Source organism: Chitinophaga flava (genome assembly GCF_003308995.1).
Lineage (GTDB): Bacteria > Bacteroidota > Bacteroidia > Chitinophagales > Chitinophagaceae > Chitinophaga > Chitinophaga flava.
In genome coordinates this window covers 5,727-27,566 of record NZ_QFFJ01000001.1, presented here as the reverse complement: position 1 = coordinate 27,566, position 21,840 = coordinate 5,727, and the positions used below count along the sequence as shown (strand labels likewise).

The window sequence follows — 21,840 nt, the reverse complement described above, 5'->3', positions numbered from 1 at the left end:
GCTTTATCTTCAAAATATTCAAATCCAAATAAAATGATTGATAATATACAGCATGCATTGGCAGAAGATTTCTGGGAGCAACGGCTGAAAGATAAAACCATTGTGAGTGAAACACCTGTGGACACGCTCTTTTATACAACCGGTGTTACTCTTACGGAAAAGGAACTGGCTTATTTCAGCAAGCTGACGGCGGGCCGTTATATTTCAGCGTATACTATTGCCCTGACGATATATGCTGTATTGCTGAAAAGATATTTTCCACATGGGGGAAGTACTATTTTTTCTGTAGATCATTTTGAAAGAGAAGGGCATCAAACGGGTAATGCCTTATTGTTTGAACTGCCGCTCACCGGTGAAACTACGTTGAAGCAGTTTTTGCAGCAGGTGAAAATAGAAGTGCAGCAGGTATATAACTATGTGACTTATGATCCGGTAGCGCTGGAGCGTCGTATGGATAGCCGCCGGTTTGAAGATATGACTCCTTTTGGTTTGCTGTATACCACATCAGGTACCTTTCATGCGGCCAGGAATAATTTTCAGTTACAGCTGCATCAGCAGGAGTCCGGTGCTATTACAGCGGATATTACCTTTGCTGCTGCCTTTACAGAGAAACATGTTGTAGAACATTTACTGGATAATTTTCGCAACTGGCTCTATAACCTGGAAGCATATATGGATATGCCTGTGCATCGTATTCCTTTGTTGTCGCAGGAAAGTTATCATACCATTATCCATGAATTTAATAATACGCAGTGCCTTTTTCCAGAGAGCAAAACCATCACGGACATGTTTGAAGCACGCGTGGTGGCAGATCCTGCTGCCATCGCAGTGGTGTATGGGGACAAAAGCATGAGTTATGGCGAATTGAATGCTGCCGCCAATCAGCTGGCCAATTATCTTCGGGCACATTATACCATTCAGCCGGATGAAGTGATTGGGGTATTGTTGCCTAAATCGGATCGTGCATTGGTGACCATACTGGCCATCCTGAAAACAGGCGCTGCCTGGCTGCCGATTGATCCGCTGTATCCTGCCGAAAGAATACAATATATCATTCATAACAGTAACCTGCAACTGCTGATCTGTGAGTCTGCCGAACTCAGTATAGGCGACAACGTTAGTATTGTAGATCTGCATCAGTTGCCTGTTTCAGCAAATGATTCGAATCCGGGTGTGCCGGTGTTACCCACGCAGCTGGCTTATGTAATTTATACCTCTGGTTCTACTGGTCAGCCTAAGGGCGTGATGATTGAACATCGCAGCAGTGTGAATATGTCGGTAGATCAAATCCGTACTTTTAATATTACCAGTCAGGATAAGGTGGTTTGGTTTGCCTCGGTGTCGTTCGATGCGTCTGTGTCCGAAATCATGATGGCGTTGTACAGCGGGGCTACGTTGTTGATCCCGGAGGAGCCTGTGTTGAAAGACAGAAAAGCGTTTGCTGCTTTTCTCCGGCATCATCAGGCGACGGTAGTAACCTTTCCGCCCAGTTACCTGGATCTGTTGGAGGACAGTGATCTGGCTGGTATCCGGTGTATTATTTCTGCCGGGGAAGCTGCACATGCCGCCCGGGCAGTTGCCCTGTCAGCGGCCCTTTGTTATTATAACGCCTACGGGCCTACGGAGTGTGCCGTATGTGTTTCCACCTATGCTGTAACGCCGGCGGATGCCCATTATACTGCTATTCCTGTAGGTCGGCCTATTGCAAACCTGGCGGTATATATCCTGGATGATTATCTGCAGCCTGTGCCGGTAGGTGTGGAAGGGAAGTTATTTGTGAGCGGAATAGGGGTTGCCAGGGGCTATCTGAACAATCCTGCGTTGACAGCGCAAAAATTTGTACCGGATGTATTTATGCCGGGCGCAACGATGTACGATACGGGCGATATCGCCAAATGGCTGCCGGATGGCAATATTGCTTTCATAGGGAGAAAGGATGAACAGGTGAAGTTGCGCGGTTATCGCATAGAGCTGGGAGAGATAGAGCAGGCGATGCTGGCATTGCCCATCGGCATTTTACAGGTGGCGGTGACCCTGAAAGAAGTCAACCAGGAGAAAAATCTGGCGGCTTACTATGTAACGGATAAGCCTATCAGCAGGGCCACGTTGCGGGATGCGCTGGCAAAGGTATTGCCGGCGTATATGTTGCCTGCCTTTTTTGTGCCCCTGCCAGTCCTGCCAGTAACACCAAATGGAAAAACAGATAGAAAAGCATTGCCGGACATCGGCAGGGAGGATGTGATCAGGCGCTTGTATGTAGCGCCCCGCAACAGCCTGGAACAGGCGCTGGTGAATATATGGCAGGAAGTGCTGGGTATAGATGAAATTGGTATCACGGATGATTTCTTTGAACTGGGCGGCAATTCCCTGTTGCTGAACCGGGTGGCTGCTGCCCTGAGAAGTGATCTGGGCGCGGATGTACCGGTGAAGGAATTATTTGCGGCGACGACTATTACTGATCTGGGAAAATATATCAGCGAACGGAAAGATAAAAGGGTAGCAACCGGTATGATGCTACAAGAGCGGCCAGCCTTGCTGCCCCTGTCGTTTTCACAGGAACGTCTTTGGCTGATAGATCGTATTGAAGGTAGTTTACATTATCATTTACCGGTGGTGGTAAAGTTAGCAGGGCCACTGGAAACAGCGAGGCTGGAGCAGGCGTTTACGGCGCTTATCAGTCGGCATGAGGTCCTGCGTTCCGGTATCCGGGAAGAGGCAGAAAATGCCTATCAGTTTATCCTGCCACCGGCGCCATTTCACTTGCGGGTAATGGCAGGAGGGAATGTGACGGAGGCTGATTTTATTGACAGCCTTGTACGACCTGCGTTTGACCTGGCTTCTGGTGCGTTATTACGTGCCGGCCTGCTGCAGCAGGGACCAGCTGATTATCTGCTGGTACTGGTGATGCATCACCTTATTGCAGATGGTTGGTCTATGCCGATACTGGTGCGTGAGCTGATGGCGTATTATGAGGCGGCCAGTGAAGGAAGGCTGCCGGTATTACCTGAACTGAAAATACAATATGCGGATTATGCACTGTGGCAGCGCACCGATATGTCAGGCGAGGCGCTTGCCGCAAAACTACAATACTGGGAAACACAGCTGGAGGGCCTGACGCCGCTGGAAATGCCGGTGGACTTTCCCCGGCCGGCCATCCGTAGTACCCGTGGCAGTGAGCATACTTTTACAATAGATACGGCGCTTACCCGGCAACTGGAGGAGCTTTCCCGCCAGGAAGGCGTTACCCTGTTCATGTTGCTGCTGGGTGTATTCAAGGTATTGTTGTATAAATACACCGGTCAGCAGGATATTAGTATTGGCACTCCCGTAGCCAACAGGGGGCAAAAGGAGATAGCGCATCTGATTGGCTTTTTTGTCAATACGCTGGTGTTAAGAACAGATCTCAGCGGAGACCCTGTTTTCAGCGAATTGTTACAGCAGGTTAAACAAACGGCCCTGGATGCCTATGCGCATCAGGATGTGCCCTTTGAAAAAATAGTGGACCGGGTAGCGGTGGAAAGAAGGCTGGATCAAACACCTCTATTCCAGGTACTTTTTGCCTGGCAGAACAACGAACGGATTACGGCTACCCGGATCGGGGATGTGCAGTTTTCAGTAGTACCCTATGAACATGGGGTAGCCCGGTTTGATCTCAGTGTAAACGTAACGGAACAGGAAGGCCGGCTGGAGGTACGTATTCAGTATGGCAGTGATCTTTTCCTGCCATCAACTATCCTGTCATTGGCCACCCATTTCCATACGCTGCTTGCAGCAGTAGTGGCAGCACCGGACCAGCGGGTCAGCGGTTTGTCGCTGTTGACGGCTGAAGAGGAACAATGGTGGCGCAAGGGAAGTATACCTGCTAAGGTAAACTATCCCCGGGAGCAGCATTTTACCGCCCTCTTTGATGCGCAGGCGCAGCGTACACCGAATATGCCTGCCGCCGTGTTTGAAGGCAGGAGCCTTACTTTCCGGGAGGTACAGCAACGCGCTGATCAGCTGGCAGGCTGTTTGGCTGCGGCGGGCGTGGTGAAGGGCGATCTGGTATTATTGTGCCTGGATGGTGCATTGGAACATACGGTAACGGCTATACTGGGTATACTCAAGGCTGGTGCCGCCTATGTGCCGGTTGATCCGGACTATCCCCGGGAGCGCATCACCTACCTGTTGCAAGATACAAAGGCAAATGTGGCATTGACTAATACCTCCTGTGCTGCCTTGAAGGAGGAAGATGGCCTGCGCCTGATATATGTGGACACCACAGATGACTGGAGCAGCTATCAGCGTCCGGCCGTACAGCATACTGCAGATGATCTGTTGTATGTGATCTATACTTCCGGGTCTACGGGCCAATCAAAGGGGGTACTGATTACGAGCGGCAACGTCGTGGATTATGTATATGGTCTGTTTACACATACCCCTATTCAGGCCTGCCGTTCTTTTGGCTTGATGTCAACGATTGCCACAGACCTGGGCAATACGGTATTGTTCAGCGCCTTGCTGGGAGGTGGCGCCCTTCATTTGTTTACACGTAACCAATTGTCGGCGGCCGTTTACCTGCATACTTATTTCCGGGAGAACGAGGTGGATTGTATCAAGATTGTACCTTCCCTTTGGCGATCACTTGAAACGGATGGACAGCTGTTGTTGCCCGGCCGGATGATTGTTTTTGGGGGCGAAGTATTGACGGGGCGGGAGCTGGAAGTGCTGCGTGCCGCCCGGCCTGAACTGGAGGTAATTAACCACTACGGCCCTACGGAAACTACAATCGGGAAATTACTGTTCCGTACAGACCCACAGGAAAACTATGCGCTGGTGCCTATCGGTAAGCCTTTCTCCCATACGGTTATCTATATTGTGGATCGTGATATGGGCCTATGCCCGGCAGGTGTCAGTGGTGAGTTGCTGATAGGCGGCGATGGGGTGGGCAAAGGGTATCTGAACAGGCCCGGGTTGACTGCCGAAAAATTTATTGCCAATCATTTTGACCCTTCTGGTAAGGGTAGACTATATCGTACTGGTGATCGGGTGATAAGGCTGGCGGATGGTAATATCCGTTTTATAGGCCGGGTAGATGACCAGGTGAAAATCCGTGGTTACCGGGTGGAGCCGGCAGAAGTTACCACGATCATGAATAATTCCGGGCTGGTGCAGCAAGGTATTGTAGTGGCGAAGGAAGACGGCGCCGGTCACAAAAGGCTGATTGCCTATGTAGTGCCGGGCGTTGATTATGATCAGGAACAGTTGTTCAGTTACCTGAAAGCACAGTTGCCGGCCTATATGGTACCAGCAGCTATCATGGAGCTGCCTGCACTGCCACTGACTTCCAATGGAAAGGTATACCAGCAGGCATTGCCGGCGCCTGATTTTGCGGCGCGTGCCGCACAGGGGTATGTGGCCCCCACGGATGAAACAGCACGTATCCTTGCAGATATCTGGCAGGAACTGCTGCAGGTACCACGGGTAGGGATATACGATAATTTCTTTGAACTGGGAGGCGACTCCATCATCAGTATACAGGCGGTGAGCAGGGCCAACCGGCGGGGACTTCACCTGCAGCCTCAGCATATTTTTGAATGTCAGACGATAGCAGCCTTGTCCCGGAAGCTCCGGGAGCAGCAGGTATTGATAATGGGCGAGCAGGGAATATTGAAGGGAAGTGCTGCTTTGTCGCCTATACAGCAGGCATTTCTGGACCTGGACTATGACGGCAGGTCGCATTATAATCAGTCCCAGCTGCTGACTATTTCGAAAAAAATACCCGCTTCCCGTATTGCGGAAGTGATGGGGATGCTGATGAAACAGCATGACGCACTTCGGTTCACCTATCATTCTGACAACAATGGCTGGCAACAGGTGTATGGCGATCATACCGAAACTTTTGAGGAGGAAGATCTCGAGGAGGTGGCACCCGGACAGCTGGCGGAAAACATAGCCGCTGTTTGTCAGCGTTACCAGGAAAGCCTGGATATTAGCCGGGGCATACTGGTAAAAGCTGTATTGTTACGGATGCCAGCGTCGGAATCACATCACAGGTTGTTTATCGTGATTCATCACCTGGCAGTTGATGGCGTATCCTGGCGATTATTGCTGGAACAGCTCAATAGCTCCCTGCAACAGCTGCTGGCTGGCAAGGCCCTGTTACCCGTGAGCAAAAGTAATTCCTACCGGGAATGGACCGCAGCGTTAACCCGTTATGCGGCACATCCGCACATGACGGAGCAATTGCCCTACTGGCAATCTGTTATCCGGGCATATACGGCATTGCCGGCAGGGATATCCGGCAGCGACCACCTCGTCTCTACTGCCGCTGAGAGGCGCCATTGCCGGGTGGAGCTGGACCGTGCCCTAACGGCATCGTTGTTACATGATAGTCATCATGCCTATGGTACGGATATCAATGATTTGTTACTGAGCGCTCTGGCTTGTACCCTGCAGGAAAAGATGGGAATGCCGCGTGTGGTGATCGGACTGGAAGGGCATGGGCGGGAAGCTATTCCCGGTATTGCCGATATCACGGGAACGGTAGGCTGGTTTACCAGCATATACCCGGTGTTACTGGAGTTGCCGGAGCATCCTGGTCCGCTGGATCTGATCTGCAGTGTAAAAGAGCAACTGCGGCGTATTCCGCAGAAAGGTATTGGCTATGGATTGTTGAAGTATCTGCATCCGGCCGCGGACATCCGGGAACAGTTGGCCGGGGTACACTGGGACCTTGTTTTTAACTACCTGGGGCAGCAGGACAATGTAGTGCCGGCGGATGCCGTTATCGGCGCTGCTACAGACAACTCCGGAGCGAACATCGGGGCTTCTTATCCCTTTACCCGGAAGCTGGATGTGAACAGTATTATCAGGGATGGAAAACTGGTTGTGGACTGGGGCTATGCAGCCACACAATATCACGCGGATACAATTACTGCACTGGCAGATTCCTTTATACAACATCTTACGAAACTTATCACCCATTGCAGGGAGTGTACCGTTACTTCCTTCACGCCTGCTGATTTTGGGCTGGCGCCGGACCTGAGTTATCAGGAACTGCATGGTTATCTGCAGGCGCATCAGGAGGCGGGTATTACCGCTATTTATCCATTGAGTACCCTGCAGCAGGGGATGTTGTTTCATCACCTGTATCAGGATAATGGAAAGGCCTATAAGGAGCAGTTGCGGCTGGATTTCCCGGAAGGTCTGCAGGTGGAGGCCTTTACAGCGGCATGGCGCTATCTGCTGCAACAACACACCATTCTGCGCAGCAGTATTGTGACCACGGCATTTCGCATACCGGTACAATGCGTACATGAAAAAACAGCGCTGCCACTGGAGATCATTGACCATAGTCAGCTGGCGGCGACGGAAAGGGAAGCGGCTTTCATAGCTTTCCTGGAAGCCGATCTTCAGCGTCCGTTTCATATTCATGCAGCGCCACTGATGCGCATTACACTGGTGAAGCAGGATACAAGTGCTTATCGGATGGTATGGACACACCATCACATGATTGCAGACGGATGGTCCAATGCGGTGTTGGTAGCAGAGTTTCTGCAGGTCTATCATGCCTTTGTACAGGGCCGTCAGCCGGACTTTTCACCGGTAGACCACTATGCGGATTACCTGCGTTATGTGGATGGTACGGATAAACAGGCTGCTGCGGAGTTCTGGAAGTCCTATATGCATGGTTTTACCGGGAATACGTTTCTACCTTTTACCCGTCCTGTTCCTGAGCAGGCCCGTAACAAGACTGACGCCCCTATTGCACATCAGTATTTACAGATAGCACCGGAAGTGATACGGGTAGTAAGGCAGTATTGCCAGCAGCACCAGATCACGGTAAATACGCTGGTACAGGGTGTTTGGGCGTTGTTGCTGAGTCGCTATACCGGTAACCGGGATATTAATTTCGGAGTGGTGGTATCCGGGCGTCCGGCAGACCTGCCGGAGGCTGAGCGCAGGGTAGGGCTGTATATCAACAACCTGCCCTTGCGCTGCACCGTAGAGGAAGAAGAGGAAACAGCCATGTGGCTGCAGCATTTACAACAGCAACATCAACAGGCAAGGGTATACCAGTACACCGGCCTGCATGAAATAAAACGGCTGACAGGCGCCAGGGGAGAGCTGTTCGACAGTATCCTGGTATTTGAAAATTATCCGGACCTGTTAACAGCAGAAACGGCAGGGGTGTTGAAGATTGAGAATATTGTGGTGGCAGAACAAACGAACTACCTGCTCACCATTATGGCTGTAGAAAGGGGAGATCATTTGCATTTTGACTTTAGCTACAACAGTGATCTGTTGACTTCCCATTATGTTGAAATGATCAGCAGTCATTTTGAACAGGCGCTGACACAGATGGCTACGGCCGGGCATCAGCTACTGAAAGATATTGATATGGTGTCGGCGGCAGAGAAGCAGTTGCTGACAGACGCCTTTAATCATACCGTACGTCCTTATCCGCGGCAAAAAACCATCATTGACCTTTTTGAAGAACAGGTAGCTGTTACGCCAGACAAGACAGCCATTGTGTTTGAGGAACAGTCGCTGACCTATCGGAGACTGGATGAAGCGGCAGACCGTTTGGGCTATTACCTGCAGCAGCAGGGCATTGGCACGGGCGACCTGGTGGCTGTATGCATGGAAAGGTCGCAGGACATGATGATTGCCCTGCTGGGGATTCAGAAGGCAGGAGCGGCTTATGTACCGGTTGATCCGGATTATCCTGTAGCTCGTATCAACTACCTTTTGGAAGATACCGCTGTTGGTATCGTAGTGATGGACCATGATAGCCGGCAAAAGGTAAGTTTACCGGAAGGGGTAAAAGGTGTGACGGTACAGGAGGCTGATGAGGCTTTAGCTGGGATTGTTGTATCGCGGCCGGCCCGGCATTTGACGGAAGCAGATCCTGCCTATGTGATCTATACATCCGGATCCACTGGCCGGCCCAAGGGGGTGATCAATGCACATGCAGGGGTCGTGAACCGGTTGTTGTGGGCGCAGGAATATTTTCAGCTTACGGGAGCAGATGTGATTCTGCAGAAGACCACTTTCAGCTTTGACGTGTCTGTATGGGAGCTTTTCTGGCCGCTGATAGCCGGCGCCAGCATCGTATTTGCACGTCCCGGAGGGCATAAGGATAGCGCCTATCTGAAAGCGGCCATCGACCAGTATCAGGTAACCACTATCCATTTTGTGCCCTCCATGCTGGGCGCTTTCCTGCCGGATATACAAACCGGTGACTGTGCATCACTGAAACGGGTATTATGCAGCGGGGAAGCCCTGAAACAGAATCATATTCAGCTGTTCCGGGAGAAGTTGCCACAGGTACCCTTGTATAACCTTTACGGCCCTACGGAGGCTGCGGTGGATGTCACCTGTTGGGAGGTACCGCTTACCCTGGCGGAAACAGATCCGGTGCTGATTGGAAAACCGGTGGCTAATACAGCGTTGTACATATTGGACCCGCTGGGCCGGTTGCAGCCGGCAGGTGTGACCGGGGAATTATACATCGGCGGCATACAGGTGGCCCTGGGCTATCTGAACCGGCCGGAACTGACGGCAGAACGCTTTGTAGCTGATCGTTTTAATACCATAGGAAAAACCCGCCTGTATAAAACGGGGGACCTGGCCCGCTGGCTGCCTGATGGCAACATTGCCTATCTGGGCCGGGTAGATGAACAGATTAAACTAAGAGGATACCGTATTGAATTGGGAGAAATCATTGCCGTGTTGAACAGCTATCCCGGCATTGCGGGCGGTACCGTCCTGTTGAAGGAGGATACCGCCGACAACAAACGCCTGGTAGCATATATCGTACCTACGGCAACTGACTGGGACCGCGAGGCACTTACGGCCTTCCTGTATGCCCGGTTGCCGGAGTATATGGTGCCTTCCCTGTTCATACCCATTCCAACTTTGCCGCTTACACCCAATGGTAAGGTAGATCATGCTGCCTTACCGGAACCGGAGACGGTACACCTGACTACCCGGGAATACGTAGCGCCGCGCAATGCTACAGAAGCTTTGCTGGCGGACATCTGGCAGGACTTACTGCATGTACCACGGGTAGGGATATACGATAACTTTTTTGAACTCGGAGGAGATTCCATTATTAGTATCCAGGTAGTGAGTCGTGTAGCAAGGGCACAGCTCACACTCCGTCCACAGGATATTTTTGAGCATCAGACCATTGCAGGCTTGGCGCATCGTCTGTTGGACAATGCGCCTGCAGCCAGTCAGGAGCGCTTGACTGGAGTGGCGCCGCTATTGCCTATTCAGCAATGGTTCCTGGAAACACCCTATAATACTCCCGCACATTTTAATCAGTCCCACCTGTTAAAAGTGGATAAAAATATTGACGCTGCGCATCTTGCCGCAGCAGTAGCGGCGTTGGTAACACATCATGATGCCTTGCGGTTCCGTTATAAGCGGCAGCCTAATGGCACATGGATACAGGAGTATGGCGAGGCGGCCGGTCAGCTGCATATAGTTGACCTGCGGCAGGAAACAACCGCAGATTTGCCTGCACGTATCCGCGAAGTAACAGACCAGTATCAGCAGCGTATGGATCTTGCCGCAGGCGAATTGATACAAGTGGTACTCCTGCAGTTACCGGAGTACAGTACCCATCATCGTTTATTCATTGCCGTGCATCACCTGGCGGTAGACGGTGTTTCCTGGCGTATCCTGCTGGAGCATTTACAAACTGCCCTCACAGCGTTGCAACAGGGGCTGCCTATACCGGTATGGACAAAAGGCAGCACGTACCGTGATTGGGGACATGCCCTACAGGCATATGCCCAGCGCAGCGATGTAGTGGCGCGTCAATCCTACTGGAAGGCCGTCGGCGCCGCCTATCTGCCATTATCGGCGGATCATGCTCCGGGGGCTGTTTGTACAGCGGCTACCCGCAGAACCTTTACCACAAAGCTGGATAAAACAGCCACCCGTAGTTTGCTGCAGGAGGTGAACCAGGCCTATACAACGGAGATCAATGACCTGTTACTGGCTGCCCTGGCACGTACCATGTGTGAGGTGAACAGGATGGAACAAACGGTAGTAGGTGTAGAAGGGCATGGACGGGAATATCTGAGCGCAACGGATGTCAGTAACGGGGTGGGTTGGTTTACCAGTCTATATCCCGTAGTACTGCAAACGACGGCGGATACTACAGTAGGTAATCTGATCAGCAGTATCAAAGAGCAGTTGAGGCAGGTGCCCGGAAAGGGCCTGGAATACGGCCTGCTGCGCTATCTGCATCCGGATGCGGGCATCCGGGCTGCAATGGCAGCAGTTCGCTGGGATATACTATTCAACTATCTCGGACAGGCAGACAACGTACTGGATGAAACGGCGCTGTTGCAGCCGGCACCTGAAGATAGCGGGGCCAGTGTGGATGTTTCCTATCCTTTGCCGGTGATGCTGAGTATCAGCTGTGTGGTGAAAGAAGGACAGCTACAGGTGACCTGGAGTTATTCAACGCAGCAGTACCTGCCGGCAACAGTGGAGACGCTGGCCCATACCTATACGCAATGTCTGCTGCAGCTGATTGAACATAGCCGGCAACAGCCGCATAGAACCTATACGCCTACCGATTTCGGCCTCGCGCCGGAAGTAGGTTATGCAGCGCTGCAAACCTATCTGGCGGCCAACCGCTCCGTGACGGAGATATATCGTTTGAGCGCTTTGCAGCGTGCCATGCTCTTTCACTATTTGTATGAAGACAGTGCATCCTATCGGGAACAGATACAGTTTGACCTGCCGGAGGGTATTGATATTCCGGCTTTCAAAACTTCCTGGGATGTATTGTTCAAACAACACAGTGTGCTGCGCAGCAGTTTCCTGACGGATCAGTTTAACCTGCCGGTACAGTGTGTGCATGATCAGGTAAGCTGTCCATTGGCATGCCTTGATTTTAGTGCGTTGACCGGTGTTGAGCAGGAGGAAAAACTGGCGGCTTTCCTGCAAGCAGACTTTGCGCAGGGTTTCGACCTGGAAGTGCCGCCGCTGATGCGGATTACCCTGATTAAGATGGGAGCCCGCGCCTACAAAATGATTTGGACGTATTATCATATTATCCTGGATGGCTGGTCCAATGCAGTATTGATGGCAGAGTTGCTGTCCATTTATGCAGCCTGTCTGAAAGGTCAATCGTTGCCGGTGCTGCAGGAAGATAAATACAGTGATTATCTGCGCTACATGGCCCGTACAGACCTGTATGAAGCAGAACTGCACTGGAAAAAATACCTGCAGGGTTTCAGCGGAAAAACATTACTGCCATTTGCCGCCCATGTCCCGGAACAGCTGCGCAACAAAGGCGCAGGAGACACCGGCCATACTTTCCTGCTGATACCGGAAGACCGTACAGAGCAGATCAGGCAATATTGCCGGAAACAACAGATTACAGTGAATACGCTCATACAGGGCGTGTGGGCGTTACTGTTAGGTCGGTATACCGGACGGCAGGATGTGATATTTGGCGTAGTGGTATCCGGCCGCCCGGCAGAACTGGAAGCAGCAGAACAACGGGTGGGGCTGTATATCAATAATGTGCCGCTGCATACGGTGATTACACCGGAGGAGCCGGTAGCCGCCTGGCTGCGGAGCATACAGCAGGGACAAACGGATATGCGGCAGTATCAATACACAACAATTACCGATATACAACGCTGGCTGCAGGAGCAGGGAGAGCTGTTTGACTCCGTGGTGGTGTTTGACAACTATCCGAAAGCCGAATATGATGAAACGCAGCATGCACTGAAGGTGAGCGGTATGCACATAGAGGAGCACCGTAATTACCTGTTGAGTCTTTCTGTGAATCTTACCGCAGCACTACAGGTTGATTTTGCCTACAATACAGCGTTGTTGCCGGCAGTACAGGTGCAGCGTATCAGAGATCATTTTGAGGGTGTTATCAATCTGTTGCTGGAACAGGCGGATATCTGCCTGAAAGAAGTAGGTATTGTAACGCCGGCAGAAGCACAGCTGTTATTGCAGGATTTTAACGATACAGAGAAAGATTACCCTGCGGATAAAACCATCGTCGATATTTTTGAAGCCCAGGTAGCAAAGACGCCGGATAATATAGCTGTTGTATTGCAGGAAACGGTACTGACCTACCGGGAATTGCAGGAGCGCAGCGACCGGCTGGCCTGGTACCTGCGTACCCAGGTGGGATTAAAGGCAGGCGATCTGGCAGGAGTGATGATGGAAAGGTCTGTATGGCAGGTGGTGGCTGTTTTGGGTATCCTGAAAGCGGGAGCGGCCTATGTGCCTATAGATATCAACTATCCGGAAGACCGGAAGCGGTATATCGTAGAAGACACCGCATTGCGTACATTACTGATTGAGTCGGCCAGCATCTTTGATGTGCTGGAGTGGAAGGTGCCGATCATTTCCCTGGATATACAATACGATAGTTTTGAGATGCCTGCGGATTATCAGCAGGACTATACCATCGCTCCGTCGGATACGGCCTATGTGATCTATACCTCCGGTTCTACGGGTAAACCCAAAGGGGTGATGATAGCCCATACCAGCAATGTGAATATGTCGCTGGATCAGATAGGGCAGTTTGGTATTACAGCGGATGACCGGGTTTTACAGTTTGCATCGTTTTCATTTGACGCTTCCGTATCAGAGATTTTTATGGCGCTGTATTGCGGCGCCGGCCTTGTGCTGATACCGGATGCGGTGATCGCAGATACCGGCAGCTTCCTGGAATACCTGACCGGTCATGGCGTAACGGTAGCTACCTTGCCGCCGTTGTACCTGCATACACTGGACCGGGATCGTTTCAGTTTCATGCGGGTGATCATTACGGCGGGTGAAGCGGCAGTGCCGGCAGATGCCTTGTACTATGCCGGTAAAGGCAGTTATTTCAATGCTTATGGGCCTACAGAATGTGCTGTATGCGTATCCATATATCAGGTACAACCTGCTGATGCGGCGGACCAGCCAATACCGGTAGGTAAGCCGTTGGCCAATATGAAAGCATATGTGTTGGACGATCAGCTTCAGCTGCTGCCTGTAGGCGTGCCAGGGCACCTGTACGCGAGTGGTGTGGGGGTAGCGAAGGGATACCTCAACCGTCCTGAACTGACGGCAGAAAAATTCATCCCTGATCCGTTCAGCAAAAAAGCAGGTAGTCGTATGTATAAAACCGGTGACATTGCCTGCTGGCTACCGGATGGCAACCTGCAGTTTGGTGGCCGTGCAGATGACCAGGTGAAAATACGTGGCTATCGTATTGAACCGGATGAAATAACACTAGTGCTGAATGAATGTACACTCGTACAACAGGCGGCTGTAATTGCGCGGGAAGATGCTGCTGGTCATAAGCGGTTGATTGCCTATGTGGTGCCCAGGGGCGAATATGACCGGGAAGCTATCCTGACGTGGCTGAAAGACCGTTTGCCTGAATACATGATACCGGCGCTGATGGTATCGCTGCCTGCGCTGCCGCTGACGATCAATGGAAAGGTAGATCGTAAAAATCTGCCTGATCCGGATGTAACCACTTTGACAACGCATGCCTATGTAGCGCCCGTGAATGAAGTGGAACAGCAGCTGGCAGGTATCTGGGAGCAGTTGTTGCATGTGGGGCAGATCGGTGTAAACGATAATTTCTTTGACCTGGGAGGAGATTCCATTATCAGCATACAGGTGGTGAGCCGGGCCAACAAGTTGGGACTACGCCTGCATCCACAGGATATTTTTGAATATCCTACCATCCGGTCGCTGGCTGGCAGGATAGCACAGGCAGCACAGGGTGCGCAGGCAGAACAAGGATTGCTTACCGGCGCCGCGCGATTGTTACCCATACAGCGATGGTTCCTGGAGACGCCTTACGATCAGAGATCGCATTACAATCAATCCCAGTTGCTGGCCATTGATAAAAAGATTCAGGGATCGCAGCTGGAGGCTGCGTGGCAGGCATTGCAGGAACAGCATGATGCGCTGCGTTTCTCCTTTGTGGAACAGGAGGGCAACTGGATACAACAATATGATAACACCCGGGCTGCCTTTGAGATAGTGCAGCTTGGGGGTGATACGCCTGCGGCACTGGCGGCGGAGATCAACACCATCTGCCAGGCTGCACAGCAATCATTACAACTGCAGGAAGGCCCGTTGCTGAAAGCTGTTTTGTTGCAAACACCGGATACGGAAGCGCATAACCGTTTGTTCCTGGTCATCCATCACCTGGCAGTAGACGGTGTTTCCTGGCGTATTTTGCTGGAGCATCTCCGTATTTTCATCACAGAAGGAAAAGCAGGTATGGGCCGGAAAACCACCTCTTTCCGGCAATGGGCAGATGCCTTATATGATTATGCGCAGGATGTGGCGGTGACCCGTCAGCTTCCTTTCTGGCAGCAGGTGACAGCTGCCTGTGCACCTATACCGGTAGAGCAGGCACATCACACCGGCAAGGCAGGAGAGCGGACTACGTGGACGACTACACTGGATCAGGAAGTAACCCGTTCCCTGCTCACGGTTGCTAATAATACCTATCATACAGAAATAAATGATTTGTTGCTGAGTGCATTGACTGTAACGCTGCAGCAACACTTTGACCGGGAACAGTGGGTGATTGGCCTGGAGGGGCATGGCCGGGAATATCTTTCTCATGACATTGATCTAAGTAATACGGTAGGCTGGTTTACCAGTGTGTATCCGGTACTACTGACCGTGGAACGGGACAGTACCGTAGCAGATTGGATCAGCGGGGTAAAGGAACAGCTGCGCGCCGTTCCGCAGAAAGGTATCGGCTATGGCTTACTGCGTTACCTGCATCCGGATACCGCCGTAAACGAGCAACTGGCGGGAGGCAGCTGGGATGTGTTGTTTAACTATCTGGGACAGGCAGATAATGTACTGGAAGGGCATCCGTTCCTTTATCCGGCTACTGAAAAGCCGGGTGAAAATGTGGGGGCATCCTGGGCCTATAGCACCAAGCTGGATATCAACAGCATGGTGGCAGGTGGTCAGCTGGTATTAAACTGGAGTTATGTGCCGCAGCATTTTTCCGAAGCAGTGATCACACAGCTGGCTACTGCTTTTATCAGTAACCTGACACATATCATTACTCATTGCTGCCAAACCAGCAAAAAAATATTTACGCCATCAGATTATGGCCTGGCGCCGGAGGTGGGCCATCGGGAACTGGCTCGTTTCCTGGCTGCAGCGGGACGGGAACGGATCACAGACCTGTACCGGCTCAGCCCTCTCCAGAAAGGGATGCTGTTCCATTATCTCTACGATAGCAGCGGGCAGGCCTATGTAGAGCAGTTACAGGTGGAGTTGCCGGATGCATTGGATATTCCTGCATTTCAGTTGGCCTGGGCCTATCTGCTGGAACATCACACCATTCTGCGCAGTGGTTTTGTAGCAGATGAACTGCTGGTGCCGGTGCAGTATGTACAGGATCGGGTGGAGTTGCCATTTGAAGTATTGGATTATACCGCGTTGCCGGCGCCTGCACAACAGGCGGCTATTGCCGGTTTCCTGGAAGCAGACCGTCGTCGTGGCTTTGACTTTAAGAAGCCGCCGTTGATGCGTATCACACTGATACAGACGGCAGCCTCCTGTTATACGATGGTTTGGACTCATCATCATATTATCCTGGATGGCTGGTCCAATGCCGCCTTGATTGGTACCTTCCTGAAAGCCTATGCAGCGTATACTACCGGTAAAACACCGGCATCCCGGGAGGAAGACCAATATGCGGATTACATCCGTTACATCGGGAAAATGGGCATATACGAAGCGGAAAGTTTCTGGAAATCGTACATGTCAGGTTTTCATGAAAAAACATTATTACCATTTGCAGGGAATATACCGGAAGCAGACCGGAACAAGGGAGATGGCAAAGCCGCGCATCTGTCGCTCGATATCACGCCGGAACTGGCGTTGGAGATCAGGCAGTATTGCCAGCAGGGCCAGGTGACGGTGAATACCCTGGTACAGGGTATCTGGGCGGTATTGCTGGGCCGGTATACCGGTAAGCAACAGGTATGTTTCGGGGCTGTGGTATCCGGGCGGCCTTCTGATTTGCCGGATACCGAACAACGTGTTGGTCTCTATATCAACAATCTGCCCTTGCATATTATGTTGGATGAGCAGGCGGATATGCTGGCATGGATGAGAAAAATACAACAGGAACATACGGCTGCCCGCAGATATCAATATACGGCACTCAATGAAATACAAAGTTGGATAGGCGTACAGGGAGATCTTTTCGATAGCATTATCATTTTTGAAAACTATCCGAAGATTGTGCAGACGCCGGGGGCACCCTCCTTGCAGACCGGAGAAATCACCCTGAAAGAGCAGAACAATTATCTGTTCTCTATTCTGGTACAGGAGCAGGAACAGTCGTTGCGGTTTGATTTTTCCTATAACGGCAGCCTGTTACCGCATAGTTATGCAGCCATGATCAGAGGGCATTTTGAGCAGGTACTGCTGCAGCTGATCCGGCAACCTGCGGTGACGATGGCCGGCGTTTCGCTGCTGACCACAGCAGAAACGAACCAGCTGCTGCACACCTTTAATGATACCCTGACGGACTATCCTAAAGAGAGTACTGTAGTATCGCAGTTTATTGCGCAGGCAGTCCGCACACCAGACCTTCCGGCGCTGGTGTTTGAAGAGACGACCTTATCCTATCGTGAACTGGATGAGCGCTCTAATCAGCTGGCGCATCTCCTGCGTCATAAAGGAATCGAAGAAGGTGCACTGGTAGCGGTATGTGTGGAACGATGCGTTGAAATGATGGTGGCTTTGCTGGGTATTCTGAAGACCGGCGCCGCTTATATTCCGGTAGATCCGCTCTATCCGGTGGATCGTATCAGCTATATGCTGGAAGATGCCGATGTACGTTGTATCCTGGTGAAGGAAAATACGCGGGCTATTGTGCCGGCAGGAGATATACATATGTTGATTAGTCTGGATGACGCGGCAGTGGTGACACAGCTGGCGGAACAGGCGACCACCCTACCAGCGGTAACTGTACCGGCAGCGGCACTGGCCTATGTGATTTATACCTCCGGTTCTACGGGCCGGCCCAAAGGAGTCATGATCAGTCATGGTAACCTGGTCAACTTTTTTGCGGGATTGGATCAGCGTTTCCCGGCTACAGACCAGCAATCTACCTGGCTGGCAGTGACCAGTATCAGTTTTGATATTTCCGGTCTGGAACTGTTCTGGACACTTTGCAGGGGCAACAGGGTAGTATTGTTGCCGGATCGTCCGGTACAGGTGAAGGCGGCTGCCCGGATGGATTTTGGCTTGTTTTACTTTGCTGCACAGGAGGCAGTTACTACAGAAAATAAATACAAGCTGTTGCTGGAAGGAGCAAAGTTTGCAGATCATTATGGTTTATCATCAGTATGGATACCGGAAAGGCACTTCCATAGTTTTGGGGACCAGTTTCCCAACCCGGCGGTGGCTGCTGCCGCAGTAGCTGCTGTCACCCGGCATATCAGGATACGTTCAGGCAGTGTGGTATTGCCCTTGCATGATCCTATCCGGGTAGCGGAAGAGTGGTCGATGGTGGATCATCTCTCTGAGGGCCGGGTGGAAATGTCGGTCGCTTCCGGCTGGCATCCGAATGACTTTGTATTTGCGCCGGCAGATCATCCGCAACGGCATCAGCAGATGCGGGAGAAATTGGATGCGGTGATCCGTCTTTGGGAAGGCAAGCCCTATATGCGGATGAACGGGGCCGGGAAGGAAGTCAACATCGCCATTCATCCGAAACCAGTGCAGGCATCGTTGCCGGTGTGGGTAACGGCGGCCGGCAGTGAAGAAACTTTCCGCTATGCCGGTTCTATCGGGGCGAATGTGCTCACACACCTGTTAGGTAAGACGAAAGAAGAACTGAAAGATAAAATCGCTATCTACCGTCAGTCGCTGGCGGAGCATGGCTTTGATCCGGAAAAGGGAAGGGTGGCGTTGATGCTGCATACCTTTGTGGGTACCAGTTTGCCGCAGGTGGAGGCCGTGGTGAAGGAGCCATTTAAACAATACCTGTCGCAATCCCTGGATCTGTTACGTCCTGTGGTGGATCAGGCCGGGCTTGACCTGGAGCGTGATCTGGATACTATTCTGGATATAGGTTTTCAGCGTTATTTCAGCACCAGTGGTTTGTTTGGTACGCCGGAAACCTGTATGGCCCGTATACAGGAGCTTTCGGGTATTGGGGTCAATGAAATTGCCTGTCTGATCGATTTTGGCATTGATACATCTACCACGCTGGCACATCTGCCCCAGCTCAAAAAGCTGCAGGATCTGGTAAAACAAACCGCAGCGCAGCAGGCGCTGATGACTGCCAGACTGGGTACTGCCTGGGCGCCGGAAGAGCTGATCAGTCGCCACGAGGTAACGCACATGCAGTGTACTCCTTCCTTTGCCCACGAGCTGTTGGTAACAGCAGCGGGGCAGCAGGCATTACAGCAGCTGGATACGTTGCTGATAGGTGGGGAGGCGTTGCCGGCGCCGTTGGTGAAAGACCTGTTGCAGTATTACCGGCATCCGCTGTATAACATGTACGGCCCTACGGAAACAACTATCTGGTCAGCCATCAAGGAGGTGACCTCCCATGAGGACATCAGCATCGGTACGCCTATTGCGAATACGCAGTTATACGTGCTGGATGAACAGTTGGCTTTATTGCCAATAGGTGTGGCGGGAGAGCTGTACATCGGCGGCGATGGTGTTGCCAGGGGATATCTGAATAGAAATGAACTGACGGCAGAAAGGTTTATAGACAATCCTTTCCTGCCGGGAGAAAAAATATATCGTACCGGAGATCTGGCCAGGTGGCGGCAGGATGGTGATATGGAGTGTCTGGGAAGGATAGATGACCAGGTGAAGATCAGCGGACACCGTATTGAAACCGGAGAAATTGAAACTATCATGCGGGAGTGGCCGGGCATTATACAATGTGTTGTGGCGCCGAAGCAGGATGCTGCTGGTCAGAAACAACTGGTAGGTTATATGGTGACAGGAGGCGCCGACATCCGGAAGGAAGCCCTTAGGGATTACCTGAAAGCCAAACTGCCGGCCTATATGGTGCCTGCGTGGCTAATGGTGCTGGAACAGTTGCCGCTGACTCCCAACGGGAAGGTAGATCGCCGGGCATTGCCAGGCATCACCGGTGAACAGCTTGCTGGCAGCTATGTGGCGCCGCGTAATCCGATAGAGGAAAAACTGGCCAATATATGGCGTTCCTTGTTGCAGCGTACGCAAATAAGTGTCACAGATAGTTTCTTTGAACTGGGTGGAAATTCCCTGAGAGGCATCCAAACTATTGCCGCTATCGGTAATGAAATGAAAATTACCATCACCGTGAAGGACCTGTTTGAAAATCCTTCTGTTGAAAAGCTGGCAGTATTGCTCGCCGCCCGTGAAGAAAGCAGCAGGAACCAACTGAAGCCGGCGCCGGTGACCAATTATTATCCGCTGACGGCGATACAGAAAGCTTTCTGGCTGGCTTCCCAGCAAACAGCTGTTTCCCTGACCTATAACACTACTGTGGCCTTGCAACTGACAGGACAGCTGGATACAGAGAAGCTGGCGGCTGCCCTGCAATGGCTGTTGCTCCGGCATGATATACTAGGCGCAGTAATTGGCTATGATGAGCAGGGCGAGCCGGTATTTATTCCTGGCAAAGCTACTGCTGTTACACATATGCTCCACTTCATCGACAGGCAGGATCACCCTGCAGGAGCGCAGGAAATTGCCAGCTTGTTTGAACAGGAGCGTACCCGTGCATTTGACTTTTCTTCCGAAGCGCTGTTGCGGTGCACCCTCATTCGTAACAGTGAAACGCAGTACTTTATCTTCTTCAACATACATCACATTATTTCAGATCCGATTTCCCTGCAGCTGGTGTTTAAGGGGCTGATGGAAGTGTACGAAACATTACTGCAATCCGCTGATGTTTCGCAACTGCCGGCGCCTGCCTTTACTTTCAGGGATTATGCCTGGGCCATGCAGGAGCAGGCGGCAGACCGGCAGCAAGCTGCTGAGTTCTGGCAACAGTATCTCTCCGGAAGAACCGCTTTGATAAAATTACCGGGCCGGTTGCCGGATGGTGGTGGTAGCCACCAGGCGGGTATGGTACAGTTGCAGGTAACAGATCCGCAGCAGTTGGAAGCGATACGCCTCTATAACCGCCAGCAGCAAAGTACCCTGTTTGTGTGGCTGATGTCGCTGGTGAAATCGCTGTTGTATATAGAGACCGGGCAGGAAGACCTCAGCTTTGGCTGTCCTATCAACACGCGGGACCGGCAGGAGCTGGAAACGATGATCGGACTTTTCCTGAATACTGTGATCATCAGAACCGTTATTGATCGCCAGCCTGATTTTCAGGCTATTTACCGGCGTGTGAAAACAGCTTCGGTTAACGCGCTGGCCCATAGTCATTTTTCTTTCCTGGAAGTAGCGAATCTGGAAAGCCGCGATGGCAGCGGGGAAGGCGGCAGCTTTAACGTAGGGTTCAATCTGAATCCAACCCAGCTGATAGAGGATGTCCAGTATAAGAGTCTTGCCTTTAAAGCCCTGGAGGCAGCAGAACAAACGATCAAGGCAGATTGGTGGTTTGACATCGCAGAACATGCGGATGCCTTGCACATCCGGATTTCCTATCGTAAAGACAGTTTCGATGAAACCTATATGACGGAGCTGGCAGATAAGCTGCGCTACCTGATGGCAGCTGTGATCAGCGCGCCACATACATCGCTGCAGGTAATAAAAGAACAGATCACAACAGCTGTAGCGGAAGAGAAAGCACAGCAGATGAAAGCCCTGAAAAACCAGAATCTCAGAAAGCTCAGGAAAAAGCTGGATTAA

General features: G+C 51.7%; 1 protein-coding gene. It reads left to right on the top strand.

The window, feature by feature from the left end; all coding sequences use genetic code 11:
- Nucleotides 1-33: 33 nt before the first annotated feature.
- A complete protein-coding gene (locus DF182_RS00015) occupies nucleotides 34-21,840 on the top strand; it encodes a non-ribosomal peptide synthase/polyketide synthase (RefSeq protein ID WP_113613644.1) in 21,807 nt (7,268 codons plus the stop codon).

Bases quoted from the DNA above. Each gene is read 5' to 3' on its own strand.
- DF182_RS00015 (WP_113613644.1), top strand. From the start codon at position 34: ATGATTGATAATATACAGCATGCATTGGCAGAAGATTTCTGGGAGCAA.